We start from the raw sequence: 14,314 nt of genomic DNA on the forward strand, positions 1-14,314 counted from the left end.
AAGTCGGACGCACAGTCAAATTTAAATATAAAATACTCTTTTACTTGTGAATACCTTGCGCTAACCTACCTGAAAAGCGGGAGGACAATATGGTCGAAAAACGAACACTTCGAGGAATGACATGGTCGGACCCGCGCGGGTACGATCCGTTGATTGCCGCCAGCGCGGCCTTTGCACAACGCCATCCGGATGTTGAACTCACATGGGACAAACGCTCCCTGCAAGGGTTCGAGAGCACCCCGGTCGAGACCCTCGCGCGGGACTATGACCTGATGATCATCGACCACCCGCACGTCGGCGCCATCGTCGATGAGGACTGTCTCCTGCCCATCGACATGCACGGCGACCCCGAGGCGCTCAAACGCCTTGAGGCGCAAACCGTCGGCAAGAGTTTCCACAGCTATTTCTACGGTGGCCACCAATGGGCGTTGCCCGTTGATGCCGCCTGTCAGGTACAGGCCATCCGCCCCGACCTCATCCCGCGCCCGCTCACAACCTATGCGCAGGTTCTTGAACTCGCACGGGCGGGCGGCGTTGTCTGGCCCCTGCGCCCACCGCACGTTCTGATGGCGCTCTACACGCTCACCGCCAACCTCGGCGCATCCTTTCCCGTAACACGTGGCGCACAGATCAACCGCGCGGCGGGGCGCACCGCACTGGCGACCATGCAGGCGCTCTATGACGCGGTCGATCCGGCGTGTCGGGAGATGGATCCCATCGCGGCACTGGACGCCTTGGCCGAGGGCAACCGCTTTGCGCTTTGCCCGCTCACCTACCTCTACGCCCCCTACGCGGCGCACGGATACCGCACCCACCCGATCGCCTTTCACGACATGCCAACCCTCGGCCGCTCCGGCCCGCTTGGCTCCGCCCTCGGGGGCACAGGCATCGCCATTTCGTCCCGCACGGCGCACCCTGAGCTGTGCAGCGCGTTCGCCCTGTGGGTCGCCTCCGATACGGTCCAACGCGGCCTGTATGCGCAAAACAACGGACAGCCGGGCAATGCGGTGGCGTGGGGCGATACGGATGTGAATGCCGCCGTCGGCAATGCCTACGCCAACACCCGCATGACCCATGAAGCCGCATGGCTGCGCCCGCGCCACGCCGGATACATGGGATTTCAAGAAGACGGATCACTTATCCTTCTCGATGCGCTCGCCGGAAAAACAGCCCCCGATACCGCGCTTGATGCCCTTCAAACCCGCTTTGATGAAAGCTTTCCGACATGACCGACGCCCTCCCCCTTAAAGGCCTCAAAGTTCTCGATTTCTCGCAATTTCTGGCGGGGCCGTATTGCGCCCTCAAACTCGCCGACCTTGGCGCGGATGTGGTCAAGGTGGAGCGTGCGGGCATGGGCGACCTGTCGCGCTACCTCTATTTGACCGACACCAAAATTGCGGGTGAAAGCACCATTTTCCACGCCATCAACCGCAACAAACGCTCGGTGGCCGTGGATCTCAAATCCGAGAGCGACAAAGACGCCTTGCGGGCGCTGATCAAAGACGCCGATGTGGTGCTGCAAAACTTTCGCCCCGGCGTGATGGACCGCTTGGGGTTCGGGTATGAGGCGGTCAAGGCCCTCAACCCCACCGTGGTCTACGGCACGGTTACCGGCTATGGGTCGAACGGCCCGTGGGTCGATTTACCCGGTCAGGATTTGCTCGCTCAGGCCCGCTCCGGTGTCATGTGGCTTTCGGGCGGTTGTGACGATGGCCCCGTGGCCATGGGCCTGCCCATTGCCGATGTCCTGGCGGGCGCCTCGCTCACCCACGGCATCCTCGCACTGTTGTACCGCCGCGCGACACAGGGCATCGGCGGACGGGTCGAAACATCCCTGATCGAGGTTCTCGCCGATCTGCAGTTCGAACTTTTGACAACATGGTTCAATGACGGCGGGCGCACCCCGAAACGGTCCGCCAACAATCCCGCCCACGCCTATCTCGCGGCCCCTTACGGGGTCTATGCGACCGCAGACGGGCATGTGGCCATCGCTATGGGAAAACTCGACCTGTTGGCCGAAATCACAGGGTTGGACACCGCCACCGCCACGCTCGACGCCTTTACACAGCGCGATGCGATCAAGGCCGGATTGGCCCAACGCCTTTCAACTGCGCCCACAGACGTATGGATGGCGAAATTCGTCGCCGCCGACATTTGGGCCGCCCCCGTGATGGATTGGGATGGCGTGGTGCAAAGCGGCGTGTTGGACACGCTTGATATGGTTCAGGATATTTCACGCGGGGATGTGGCGATGAAAACAACGAAACTTCCGCTGCGCATTGACGGCGCGCGCCCTGCGTCACCACGGGCGGCCCCCGAGCTTGGCGATGCCAACGCCTTGCTCGCAGATGGGTGGTAGGCACGCCACACTCACTCTGCCTCCCCGCCCCCAAACAAAAAGCCCGCAGTCTCCTACGGGCTTTTCCAATTCTCGTCCGGGCCTGACGGCTTAGATATCTGCGACGCAGACCTGACTCTGTGTCCCGAGCTTTTCAATGCCAAGCTCGACCTTGTCGCCCACTTTCAAATAGCGGGGCGGTTTGAACCCGAGCCCCACACCGGGAGGGGTTCCCGTGGACACGATGTCGCCCGGCTCAAGCGTAAAGAACTGTGACAGGTAGGAGACGAGGAACGGCACACGGTAGACCATCGTCGCCGAGGACCCGTCCTGCACACGCTCGCCATTGACCTCAAGCCACATGCCCAGATTGTCAAAATCGCCAACCTCGTCAGGCGTCACAAGCCATGGACCGGTCGGGCCAAAGTTGTCCGACGACTTCCCTTTGACCCACTGGCCGGCCCGCTCCGCCTGAAACTCGCGCTCGGACACATCGTTGATCAGGCAAAAACCGGCAACGTGATCCATAGCGTCCTCTTCGGACACGTATTTCGCGGTCTTGCCAATCACGAAACCAAGTTCGACCTCCCAGTCGGTTTTAACCGAATTGCGCGGGATGATGATCGGATCATTCGGACCACAGATCGCGGAGGTGAATTTGGCAAAGATGACGGGCTCTGGCGGAACTTCGAGACCCGATTCAGCCGCGTGATCGGCATAGTTCAAACCGATGCAGATGAATTTGCGCGTACCGCCAACACAAGAGCCCAGACGCGGATTGCCCTCAACGAGGGGCAAGGACGCCGGATCGATGTCCTTGAGCGCCGACAGGTTGACGAGGACGTCCCCCGCAATATCGGCCACATGGGCCGAGAGGTCGCGCAGATTGCCGTCGTTGTCTACCAATGCGGGCTTTTCTGCGCCGCGTTCGCCATAACGTGCGAGTTTCATATACCTATTTCCTTTTCCTTGACGACTTAAGCGGTCCAGCCGCCGTCGATAACATGTACTTGGCCCGTGGTGAAGCTGCTCTCGTCAGCGGCGAGATAGGCCACGAGGGCGGCGATTTCTTCGGGTTGCCCGATGCGTCCCATCGGTTGACGCGCAATAAACGCAGCCATAGCCCCCTCATAGTCACCCGTGTCACGCAGACGTTGGTGCAACGAGGGGCTATCAACCGTGCCGGGCGCGATGGCGTTACAGCGCACGCCCTTGGTCACATAATCGTTGGCGATGGCTTTGGTCATGCCCGCAACAGCCGCCTTTGACGCCGAATAGATCAGACGGTTCACCGGGCCGGTAACGGGGCCGGCGACGGAGGACATATTGATGATCGATCCTTTGCCCTGTTCCAACATCGCGGGCAAGAACGCACGAATCATCCGGAACTGTGCCTTGGCATTCAGGTCAAAGGCCAGATCCCAATCGTCCTCGGACGCCTCGAGAATGGTGCCGCCATGCACGATGCCCGCGCAGTTGAACAACACGTCCGCCGTGCCGATCTTTGCCGCGAATGCGGTGATTGCATCGCCATCCAGAACGTTGAGGTAATGCGCCTCGATCCCGTCGGCCTGTGCCAGTTCGGCCAATGCGGTCTCGTTGATGTCGGTCGCGATCACCCGCGCGCCCTCGGACGCCAATCGCTCCGCAGAGGCGCGTCCGATCCCTTGCCCCGCCGCCGTCACGACGCAGGTTTTATTCGCCAGTCTCTTCATTATTCCCTCCTCATATCCGGCTCGGCAAACAGGCCGGACCGATGGGCTCGAAAGTCTTGTAAGTCAAAATGAACTCGCGATGCCCGAGTGCTTCCGACGCGGATGGTATACCATTTGAAATCGAAATGACCAGATCGCGAATTTCGCGGCCCACCTGTTCGATTGTGCGCCGCCCCTCGATAATATCGCCCGCATTCACATCCATGTCTCCGGCAAGGGCGCGGTACGTATCGGGGTTTGCGCAAATCTTGATCACCGGGGAAATGGCGGACCCGACGACCGAGCCACGCCCCGTCACGAACAGCGTCAAATGCGCACCACTTGCGATCATCTCGACGATTTCGGCGTTGTCGGAAATATTGGGAAAGCCGAACCGGACCTCCCCGTCCGGGACCACATCCATAAGATACAGCCCGCCCGTGGGCGGCACATCACCGGGTTTAATCAACCCCGCAATCGGACTGTCACCCGATTTCACATAGGCCCCGAGCGACTTCTCCTCGATCGTCGACAACCCGCCTGCGGCGTTTCCGGCGGCAAATGAACCATAGCCAAGCGTGGCGTAATAGCGCTCCGCCTTTTGAACGCTTTCGCGCAATTCCTGACCCAATTCGGGCGTCACGGCCCGCTCCGCCATGATGTCCTCACAGCCGATCAACTCACCCGTTTCCTCGAAGATACAGGCCGCCCCCTCGCCCACAAGCAAATCGAACGCCTTGCCCGCCGCGGGATTGCCCGAAATGCCCGAGGTCCCGTCAGAACCACCACAGATCGTGCCGATGACCAATTCGTCCACGCCCATCGGAACGCGTTCGATTTGGCCCACCGTGTCCAAGGCACCGCGCACCCAGTCGCGCCCCGCCGCCACGGTCGAGGCGGTTCCACCCGCCTTTTGGATCACCAGTGTTTTGACGGGTCGCCCCGAGGCCGCGACCGCATCCGATGCGCGAACCTTGTCAAAGCTCTCACAGCCCAACGACACGAACAGCACCGCGCCAACGTTAGGATGGGCACACAGCTTTTCCATCATTTGCGCGGCGTATTCATTGGGAAAACACCCCGGAAACCCGATCAATTGCACATCGTCATCGGGAAAGCCCGCGACCACTTTGGAGGCCACAAAATGCGCACACTCCACGAGATAGGCCACGAGGACCGTGTTGCGGATGCCCTTGCGCCCGTCGGCGCGGGGATAGCCGTGGATAACGGGCACGGTCATTGCGACACCCCCGCACTCACGCCATCGCCATCTTGTAGCGCATGGGTCGGCGTATAGGCTGAACGGATGTTATGAATATGAACGTGTTCGCCCGCCGCAATGTTGCGGGTCGCGATCCCGATCGGCATTCCGTATTTCAGGATTTTCATACCCTCCGCAATATCGTGGCGTGCGACCTTGTGCGCCAGAGGGATAGCCCGCGCGAGCTGAACCTCACCGGCCTCTAACGTGATCGACGCCCCCTCCGGCGCGGCCTGACGCGCCACCAGAACATTGTCGTGCTCATTGAGCAAAAGAAACGGTCCCGTCACGATTTCATCTCCACCATGTAAATGTGGTCCGCGACCAAAGCCGTCTCGCCCGTTTGCTTTGTCACCGTCAACCGTTCGATCACGCGCCCATATCCGGGACGTTTTTCCATCACCTCTTTGGCGGTGATCTCAACGCGGCTTTTGATCGTGTCGCCAATGAACACGGGCTTCACAAATCGCAAGCGGTCATAGCCATAGGAAAAGGCCACGGGGTTGATCAGTGTCGCGGTCAATCCGACGCCGATGGTGAACACCATCGTGCCGTGCGCGATGCGTTGGCCGAACGGCAGCGTCTTGCAAAATTCCTCATCAAGGTGATGCGGAAAAAAGTCGCCCGAATGGCCAGCGTGAACCACGAAATCTGTCTCGGTGATCGTGCGCCCTACCGTGTCGCGGGCTTCGCCGATCTCGTAGTCTTCATAATATTTGACCTGCTCAAGCATCAGGAGCCTCCTTGATCGCGTGCATGGGGTTTTGTGAACTTTCATAGGCGGCCTCAACGAGCGCCATCGTGTGCCACGCATCGCGTGCCGAACCGGTCAATTCCGGATCAAGCCCCGCCGCGAACCGCTGCACCTGTGCAAACCGTCCGTGAAACGCGGCGATGAACCAATCACCGACAAGCGGCACCTGTCGCCACGCCCCGTCCGTGTTCAGCCACAACTCGTCAGGCTCGCCATTGGGGTAATCGAGATTCACGCCGAGCTTCATATAGGCCGCGCCTTTGGTGCCGCAGATGCGAAATTCGCAGGCCTGGAATTTGCGCCCGAACCCGTGATTGTGGTTGATCGACAAGGCACAGCGCACAGTGTCGCCGTAGTCGAGCATCATCGACGTGCGGGTATTGGAAACCGTTGAGGACGGATGCCCCATCGTTTTGGCATGAATGCCCGACGGATTGCCCAGAATGTCACGCACGAAATCAAGGTAGTGGATCGAATGCAACAAAATCTCGACCCGCGGCAAATCCGCCAGAAACGCCCAAAGATGCCACGGGGTATCCAACGCGAGTGTGGCGTCGAAATCCACCAGATCGCCAAGCACCCCTTGCGCCATTGCATCCTTGAGCGCGAGGCTCATCGGTGCAAAACGTAACTGGAAATTCACGGCGGCATGGATGCCCTTGCGGTTCAATATCCGCATGATTGCATCCGCCTGTTGTAGATCCGAGCCCAGCGGTTTTTGAATGATCGCAGTCGCGCCATCGGGCAGCGCCTCAAGCAACGCCGGAATGGCCACGGGCGGAACGGCCAGATCATAGATCACGCGCCCTGCATCCACCGCCGCCTCAAGCGTTGCAAAGGCTTGTGTGTCCCACGCGGCCGCGAGGGCGTCAGCTTTGGCAAAATCAGGATCATAAATCCCCGCAATCGGCACACCAAGATCGCGGTACGCGGGTAGATGCGCATCGCTCACAATCGACCCCGCACCGAAAATCACAACAGGAACAGGCGTATCGGGCATCTCGACGGTTTGACGCAAGGCGGCAAGATCAGTCATGGTGAAAGACCTCTTCCATCTCGGCCCACCATTCACCCTCGGCGCGTGTTTCCAAAGGGCGCTGGAGCGGCATACAGACATCCCACCATTTCTGTGTCACGGGATCGGCAGCCATTTTCGCCATATCTGCGGCAAAATCCGTGCCGACATATTCGAAATAGGCAAACATCACATTTTCCGGCTCACGCAGAAAAATGGAATAATTGCGGATGTTGCAGGCGCTGATCATTTCAAGCACCTGTGGCCAGACATCCGCGTGGAGCCTTTTGTATTCGGCCACCGCCTCTGCGCCGATGCCGATTACCTGTCCGTGGCGTTGCATGTCAGCCCTCCTTGATCTCGAACGCGCTACCCGCACTTGTCAGTGCCGCGAGCTTGTCGTGATCCCAATCAATGCCAAGCCCCGCCGCCGTCGGCGCAATCGCCATGCCACCCGCACGCACCATCGGAGCGGCCACATCGTCGAGCTGCGGGATGAATTCCAACCACGGCGCATTTGGCACGGCACAGACAAGGCTGACATGCAATTCCATCAGGAAGTGCGGGCAAATCGCCATATTATGTGCCTCGGCCAGATGCGCGATTTTGAGCCACGGCGTGATACCACCGACCCGCGCCACATCGGCCTGAACAATCCCGCACGCCCCCTGCGCGATGTAGTCCGCAAACTGCCCTGCGGAATACAGGCTTTCGCCCACCGCCACCGGCACGCAGGACCTCGCCTGTAAACGGGCATGACCCGCAATATCGTCAGAAAGCAACGGTTCCTCGAACCACGCGATCCCGAGCCCCTCCAACATCGGCACGCGGCGCAACGCCTCGGCGGCGGTCAGGGATTGATTGGCGTCTGTCATAATCTCGTATTCGGGACCAAGGGCATCACGCACCGCCCCGAGCCGCGCCGCATCACCCGCAACTGTGGGGGTTCCGATTTTGACTTTCGAGCCCCTAAATCCCTGTTCGCGGGCGGCAAGAGCATCCTCTGCGAGCGCTTCGGGCGAGATGTGCAACCACCCGCCCTCGGTCGTGTACATCGGCACAGACGCCTTTGCCCCGCCCGCCAACCGGTGCAACGGCAGCCCTGTTCTGACACCGCGCATATCCCAAAGCGCTGTGTCGATCGCGGCCAGTGCAAGCGACATGATCGGGCCGACAGCCGTGGCATGTGAGCAAAACAACAGGTCGCGCCAAATGGCCTCGATGGTGTCGGCATCCTGCCCCATCAAACGCGGCAAAAGCGTGTGACGCAACAGTGCAAGTACGGACGGACCGCCATCCCCGATGGTATAGGAATAGCCCATACCACGGGCGCCATCACCGTCCCGAAGCTCGACAAAAATCGTCTCCTGGGATTTGAACGACTGGATTGCGTCGGTGCGCAGAACCTTGGGTTCAAGGTCCACCATAAAAGCGCGCGCATGGGTGATCTTCGCCATAACCTAGCCTTTCAATGCAACGCCCGTGCCGGCGTCAAAGAGGTGACATTTGTCCAGTGTGATCTGGAACATCATCCGCTCACCCATCGCGACAGGGCGCGGGTTCAGCATCTTGGCCTGGACTTCCTTGCCCGCGAGTTCGGCATACAAAACCGTCTCGGTGCCAAGCGGTTCCGTGAGGTTCACGGCCATTTCCATCTCGCACATATGCGCGCTCGGCGGCAGGGCGTGACCGACGGGCATAATGTTGTCGGCGCGCACTCCGAATTGCACGTCCTGGCCCTCCGACGCGGTATAAAGCGGCGGAATAGGCAACGTGGTTCCATCCGTCAAAACGACATTCCCGCCCTTCACCACACCGTCGAGCAGGTTCATCGGCGGCGACCCGATAAAGGTCGCGACAAAGGTGTTCCGCGGGTTTTCAAACACATCCAACGGCGTGCCGATTTGTTCGATATAGCCATCGCGCATGATGACAATCCGGTCGGCAAGCGTCATCGCCTCGACCTGATCATGGGTCACGTAGACGATGGTCGATGTCACTTTCTGGTGCAGCTTTTTGATCTCCACCCGCATCTGGGTGCGCAATTTGGCGTCCAGATTCGACAACGGTTCATCAAACAGAAAGACCTCAGGGTGGCGCACAATTGCGCGCCCCATCGCGACCCGTTGGCGTTGCCCCCCCGACAGCGCACCGGGCTTGCGATCAAGCAACGGCGTGAGCGACAAAATTTCCGCGGCCTCATCCACCGCAACATCGATTTCAGCCTGTGGGCGCTTGGCAATCTTGAGCGAGAAACCGAGGTTCTCACGGACCGTCATATGCGGGTAGAGCGCGTAGTTCTGAAACACCATCGAGATATTGCGATCGCGCGGCGGCAGGTCATTGACCACCTGATCCCCGATCAGGATTTCGCCGCCCGAAATGTCCTCCAACCCAGCAATCATCCGCAATGTCGTGGATTTACCACAGCCGGACGGACCAACCAGAACAACGAACTCGTTATCCTCGATGTCGAGATTGATGGAATGGACAACTTCGAGGTTGCCATATTTTTTGACCACATCACGCAGGTGAACTTGAGCCATAGTATTATCCTTTCACGCCGCCAAAAGTGAGGCCGGCAATGAGGTGTTTTTGGACGAGGAACGTGAGGATGAGCGCGGGAATGATCATCAAAACCGCCAGCGCACACATGCCGCCCCAATTGAGTGTGAATTCGGATGTGAAATCCAGAAGGCCAACAGGCATGGTTTTCGACGTGGTGGAGCGCGTGAGCTGTGAGGCCAATGCGTATTCGTTCCACGAGGTCAAAAAGGCAAAGATACCCGCCGACGCAATTCCCGATTTGGCCACGGGAAACTCGACCCGCCAGAATGCCTGCCACCGCGTACAGCCGTCAATCTCGGCGGCCTCGGCCAGTTCGGGCGGCACCTGGCGAAAGAAACCGTCAATCAGCCAGATCGTGAACGGCACGTTCATAGCGACATAGGCAAGGATCATGCCAAAGTGGGTGTCAATAATCCCGATCCGCGCGAAAATGATGAACAACGGCAGCGACAGGGCAACCCCGGGAACCGCCCGCGTCACCATCAAGCCGACAAAAATCGCACCTTTGAATTTAAACTTGTAACGGGCAAAGGCATAGCCGCCGCTCATCCCCACAAGGATCGCGATGACGGTCGAAGTCACCGAGATCACAAAGGAGTTGCGGAAATAGGTCAGCACCGGCACGCCGCCCTCACCCGCGCCGCCAAACATGGCGCGGTAATGATCGAGGTTCAACTCATTGGGGATCCAGACGGGCGGTTTGGCCATGATCTCGACAGTCGGGCGAAACGAGTTCAGCACGATCCAGAGGCCCGGCACACACAGCACCATCATCGCCATGAACAGGCCAAAGAGATGCAGCGCCTTGAGCGCACGCTTGCGATTGCGGTGGGTCAGATTGCTCGCCATGATTTACACCCCCATCCCAAGCTCGGCCCGCGCCGAGGTCAGTTTTTTGAAAAAGTAGACGGTGAAGAAGATAGCGAGGAAGATCGAGATATAGCCCATGGCATTGGCGTAGCCCATTTTGGCGTCCACATATCCCGTTCGTCCTATCAGGGTCCAAATCAGTTCCGTGCGTCGCGCAGGTCCCCCGTTGGTCATGATCTGCACAATGTCATAGGCCCGCGCCACATCGAGCGAGCGGATCGCCATGGCGATATAGATGAACGGCATCAAGAACGGCAAAGTGACGTATTTGAACGTTTGGAACGGCGTACACCCGTCGACTTTCGCCGCCTCGAGCGGATCTTGCGGAATGGCAAACAGCCCCGCAAGGATCAGGATCGCAAAGACAGAGGTGGCGGTCCAGACTTCCGCAAAAATGATGGAAAACATGGCGAGCTTGCCATCGACCAACCACGGGATTGCGCGTTCCGTAATCCCCAATGATTGCAGCGCATTATTCACCAAACCCACGTTATCATTGAAAATAAACTTGAACTGGAACCCGACGAGAATGGGCGAGAACATCATTGGGAACATCATCGCCGTGCGTAACATCCGTTGCCCGCGCGTGACCTTTGACACCATAAGCGCAAGGCCCAACCCCAACATCATTTCGAGGTTCAGCGCGAGGGTCAACAGCAAGACCGTGCGCCCGAACGCGGCCCAGAATTTTGCATCCCCAACCGCTTTTTCATAGTTGAACGTGCCGATCCACCGATACAGGGTTTCGGGCTTGGTCAATTTATACGCGGTGAAACTCGAATAGAGCGACAGCACCAAAGGGACCAGAACGACAGCGGATAGAATGATGATGGCTGGCATCAACAGGGCCAGCCATGGGGGCAGTTTCATACGTTTCATTGGGTTATCCCGAGGATCGGCACGATGTGACATGCCGCGTCTAGAAAAGGGTGGCGCGGTGAGGGACCGCCGCGCCACCAAGAGGTGCGAAAGGCTTAGTAGACGCCCTCTTCGCGCATCAGATCATCGACGGCACTTTCGGCATCTGCCAAAGCTTCGTCCACGGTCTTATCGCCAAGAATGGCCGCCTGCAGCTCGGGATAAATGAGGTTTGTTGCCTCGATCCAAAGCGAGGTCGGCGGCACGGCAAAGGCGGTCGCAGCCGTTTCCTTGAACGCGGCGAGAACTTCCGAACGATAGGGGTCATCAGACGCCTGCTCGGAGACATAATCCCAAACAGCGGTACGGGACGGCAATGGTCCGGCCGCACTTTCAAGTTTCTGGCTGTCTTCGTTGGTCAGGAAGTTCACCAAAGATGCCGCGGCCTCTTTCGTTGCACAGCTTTCGGTCACGGAGAACCCGTGGAATCCGGACCACCCTGTACGAACACCCGCGGAGCCTTTGGGCGCAGGGGCGACACCGACATTGCCCGCAACCTTGGACGCTTCAGGGTCGTTAAAGAACCCCGCCCATCCGGGCCAGTCGAGGTTGAGGCCGATGGTGCCGGAGGCAAAGCCGTTACCCAGATCGTCCCACAGATAGTTCGTGGTCCCCGCAGGAACCGCACTGGCCTCATAGAGATCGACAAACCACTGAAGCGCTTCTTTACCGGCATCCGAGTTGAACGCAGGCGAGAAGTCGTCATTGAACAGCTTGCCGCCATCCGCCACGATCATCTCGTAATAGCGACCGACGATGGCCTCGTCTTTGCCCGCATATTGCGTGCCATAGAAGTTGGGGGGATCGGAGAAGAAGATCGCCTGATCTTTCAACTGCTCCCAAGTCTCAGGCACAGCCAGAGCATAACCATATTCCGCCTCGAATGCGGCGGCCTTGTCGGCATCCTCATAGAGATCTTTTTGGTAGTAGAGCGCGGAGACATCAAATTGCGCCCGTGGCAACATAACAAGCCGCCCCTCAAGGGTCGCCGCCGCGATATTGGCCTGAACAAACTCGGCCACGGTTTCGGCGGGGATCAGCCCTGTCAGATCCGTGTAAAGGACAGGATACTGCGAGGCAAAAGACGAGTGGTTGGAGCCCACGCACCAATCGGTTGTCCCCGCCGCGATGTCGGATTTAAATTCTTTATCAAGCTCGAAGTGGTTCTTTTTCGAGATGATTTTGACAGTCGCCCCTGTGGCCGCTTCCCACTCGGGAATGCGCGCATAGAGCGCCTCGTATTGCTGACCACCGATCAGCTTGGCTTCGATCGTGACACCATCAAACTCACCGGCCTGCGCCGAAACGGCGACCCCGAGCATCAGTGCAGCGGCAGAAACACCACCTACAAAAGATTTCATTTTAGTCCTCCCAATTATACAACACCGCATTTGCGACGCTGGATCCCGCTTCCCAACCCATTCGCCCTCCCATTTGGCAAATTTCATATTCGGAAGCCTGTTTCATATCTAAACTTGACTCTGAAAGTGAGTCAAGGTGAACTCGAAAAAGAATTCCGCTAGACTGCCCATACACCCGTCCTCCGATAAGGAACCTCACATGCTCATCGACACGCACCTTCACCTCGTTGACCGCAGCCGCCTGTCCTACCCCTGGCTCGCACAGGCCCCCGCCCTGAATGCTGACTGGAGCTATGAGGATTATGCACAGACCGCCGCCCGCCTCGGGATCACGGGGGCGCTCCATATGGAAGTGGACGTAGATCCCGCCGACATCGCGGGCGAAACCGCATGGATCGGCGAGATCATGGACACGGACGATACCCTCATGCGTGGCGCCATTTCATCCGCCCGCCCCGAGGACGCAGGCTTTGACGCCTTCCTTGACGCACTCGACCTGACCGTTGTGAAAGGCGTGCGGCGCGTGCTGCATGTCATGCCCGACGACCTGTCCCGCTCGGAGACCTTTCGCGCCAATGTCCGCAAACTCGGGGAGCAGGGCCTGCCATTCGATATATGTGTACTCGCCCGCCAACTCGACATCGCGATCGAACTTGCCGATGCCTGCGACAGCACCGAATTTGTCCTCGACCATTGCGGCGTGCCTGACATCGCAGGGGACCACTATGACGATTGGGCCGTGGCGATCAGCGACCTTGCGCAGCGCCCCCATGTGAACGCCAAAATTTCCGGGATCACGGCTTACGCCACACCCGACTGGACCCTCGACACATTGCGCCCCTACGTTGAGCACGTGATCGAGGCCTTTGGATGGGACCGCGTGGTCTGGGGCTCCGATAGCCCCGTATGCACATTGAATGCCTCACTCGAACGGTGGGTCGAAACCACCCATGCCCTCACCGCAGGCGCATCGGAAGATGAGCGCGCACGCCTCTATGCCCTTAACGCCGCCCGGATTTGGGACATCCCGCTGTGACACCGCCCGGGTGAGTCGCGCCCGAAAGGTAACAACATGCACCCTGCCACTGTCGCTCCCCGACAGTGTTAGCGCCCACATAATTCCTGCACCATATCCGCCACCGGCCTTCACCGCCAAACCGGTGCGGTTCGCCCTCCGCTAACCATCTGCAAACACGCGAAGTTTTCAGAATATTCGCAATAATTTACAAAACTCGCTCCCGTTTGGTGAATTTGTTTACAAAAAAACGTAGCGTCAGTAGTAACTTAGACGCTTTTTGACAAATACTTCGTTAAACCTAGCCTCAGGAGGAGGTCCGTGACCGGCGGACCCTACAGAGAGACTATTCAGGGAGCTTCCAATGTCCGACGAGACCCTCATGACACCCCCCACGGCCGCATTTACGGCGTCTGCCCATATTGATCGTGCGGCGTATGACGAGATGTACGCGCGGTCTGTGTCTGATCCTGTGGGGTTTTGGGGCGAGATGGGCAAGACGCTCGACTGGATGACGCCC

16 protein-coding genes are annotated in these 14,314 nt (G+C 58.9%); 4 read left to right on the forward strand and 12 right to left on the reverse strand.

What is annotated here, in order from left to right:
* Window positions 1-89: 89 nt before the first annotated feature.
* Both ACN0Q0_RS03400 and ACN0Q0_RS03405 read left to right on the forward strand, forming a co-directional pair.
* Window positions 90-1,229 (forward strand): carbohydrate ABC transporter substrate-binding protein, encoded by a 1,140-nt coding sequence (locus tag ACN0Q0_RS03400; protein WP_417241941.1) that lies wholly within the window; start codon window positions 90-92, stop codon window positions 1,227-1,229.
* Entirely contained in the window at window positions 1,226-2,359 is a 1,134-nt protein-coding gene (locus ACN0Q0_RS03405) for a CaiB/BaiF CoA transferase family protein (RefSeq protein WP_417241942.1), read from the forward strand. Before ACN0Q0_RS03400 ends, ACN0Q0_RS03405 begins: the two co-directional genes overlap by 4 nt.
* Before the next feature lie 90 nt (window positions 2,360-2,449).
* Here ACN0Q0_RS03405 and ACN0Q0_RS03410 read toward each other — a convergent pair whose 3' ends face one another.
* From ACN0Q0_RS03410 to ACN0Q0_RS03465, 12 genes are all read right to left on the reverse strand, one after another.
* A complete protein-coding gene (locus ACN0Q0_RS03410) occupies window positions 2,450-3,289 on the reverse strand; it encodes a fumarylacetoacetate hydrolase family protein (protein ID WP_417241943.1) in 840 nt (279 codons plus the stop codon).
* Window positions 3,290-3,315: 26 nt separating this feature from the next.
* A complete protein-coding gene (locus ACN0Q0_RS03415; RefSeq protein WP_417241944.1) occupies window positions 3,316-4,053 on the reverse strand; it encodes an SDR family oxidoreductase in 738 nt (245 codons plus the stop codon).
* 10 nt (window positions 4,054-4,063) lie between these two features.
* Complete coding sequence (locus ACN0Q0_RS03420) at window positions 4,064-5,272, reverse strand: UxaA family hydrolase (RefSeq protein WP_417241945.1); 1,209 nt, start codon at window positions 5,270-5,272, stop codon at window positions 4,064-4,066.
* Window positions 5,269-5,583 carry a UxaA family hydrolase gene (locus ACN0Q0_RS03425; protein WP_417241946.1) on the reverse strand — a complete coding sequence of 105 codons (315 nt, stop codon included), beginning with the start codon at window positions 5,581-5,583 and terminating at the stop codon, window positions 5,269-5,271. Before ACN0Q0_RS03425 ends, ACN0Q0_RS03420 begins: the two co-directional genes overlap by 4 nt.
* Window positions 5,580-6,026, reverse strand: coding sequence for a MaoC family dehydratase (locus tag ACN0Q0_RS03430; RefSeq protein WP_417241947.1), 447 nt, complete (start codon window positions 6,024-6,026; stop codon window positions 5,580-5,582). The genes ACN0Q0_RS03425 and ACN0Q0_RS03430 overlap by 4 nt, the downstream gene beginning before the upstream one ends.
* Window positions 6,019-7,083, reverse strand: coding sequence for a Gfo/Idh/MocA family protein (locus ACN0Q0_RS03435; RefSeq protein WP_417241948.1), 1,065 nt, complete (start codon window positions 7,081-7,083; stop codon window positions 6,019-6,021). The genes ACN0Q0_RS03430 and ACN0Q0_RS03435 overlap by 8 nt, the downstream gene beginning before the upstream one ends.
* The gene (locus ACN0Q0_RS03440; RefSeq protein WP_417241949.1) at window positions 7,076-7,405 is read right to left on the reverse strand and encodes an L-rhamnose mutarotase; all 330 of its coding nucleotides are present in this window, start codon (window positions 7,403-7,405) and stop codon (window positions 7,076-7,078) included. The genes ACN0Q0_RS03435 and ACN0Q0_RS03440 overlap by 8 nt, the downstream gene beginning before the upstream one ends.
* 1 nt (window position 7,406) lies before the next feature.
* A complete protein-coding gene (locus tag ACN0Q0_RS03445; protein WP_417241950.1) occupies window positions 7,407-8,519 on the reverse strand; it encodes a mandelate racemase/muconate lactonizing enzyme family protein in 1,113 nt (370 codons plus the stop codon).
* Between the two features lie 3 nt (window positions 8,520-8,522).
* Window positions 8,523-9,608 carry an ABC transporter ATP-binding protein gene (locus ACN0Q0_RS03450; protein WP_417241951.1) on the reverse strand — a complete coding sequence of 362 codons (1,086 nt, stop codon included), beginning with the start codon at window positions 9,606-9,608 and terminating at the stop codon, window positions 8,523-8,525.
* Between the two features lie 4 nt (window positions 9,609-9,612).
* Window positions 9,613-10,479 carry a carbohydrate ABC transporter permease gene (locus ACN0Q0_RS03455; protein WP_417241952.1) on the reverse strand — a complete coding sequence of 289 codons (867 nt, stop codon included), beginning with the start codon at window positions 10,477-10,479 and terminating at the stop codon, window positions 9,613-9,615.
* A gap of 3 nt (window positions 10,480-10,482) precedes the next feature.
* Window positions 10,483-11,379 (reverse strand): carbohydrate ABC transporter permease, encoded by an 897-nt coding sequence (locus ACN0Q0_RS03460; protein WP_417241953.1) that lies wholly within the window; start codon window positions 11,377-11,379, stop codon window positions 10,483-10,485.
* Window positions 11,380-11,474: 95 nt separating this feature from the next.
* Window positions 11,475-12,779: a sugar ABC transporter substrate-binding protein gene (locus ACN0Q0_RS03465; protein WP_417241954.1), complete on the reverse strand. Its 1,305-nt coding sequence runs from the start codon at window positions 12,777-12,779 to the stop codon at window positions 11,475-11,477.
* A 199-nt stretch (window positions 12,780-12,978) separates the two neighbouring features.
* Here ACN0Q0_RS03465 and ACN0Q0_RS03470 point away from each other — a divergent pair, with 199 nt between their 5' ends.
* Complete coding sequence (locus ACN0Q0_RS03470) at window positions 12,979-13,815, forward strand: amidohydrolase family protein (RefSeq protein WP_417241955.1); 837 nt, start codon at window positions 12,979-12,981, stop codon at window positions 13,813-13,815.
* A 424-nt stretch (window positions 13,816-14,239) separates the two neighbouring features.
* Window positions 14,240-14,314, forward strand: a 75-nt coding sequence (locus ACN0Q0_RS03475; RefSeq protein ID WP_417241978.1) for an acetyl-coenzyme A synthetase N-terminal domain-containing protein, incomplete at its 3' end; no start/stop codon positions are given.

The organism is Celeribacter sp., assembly GCF_048259695.1.
Classification (GTDB): domain Bacteria; phylum Pseudomonadota; class Alphaproteobacteria; order Rhodobacterales; family Rhodobacteraceae; genus Celeribacter.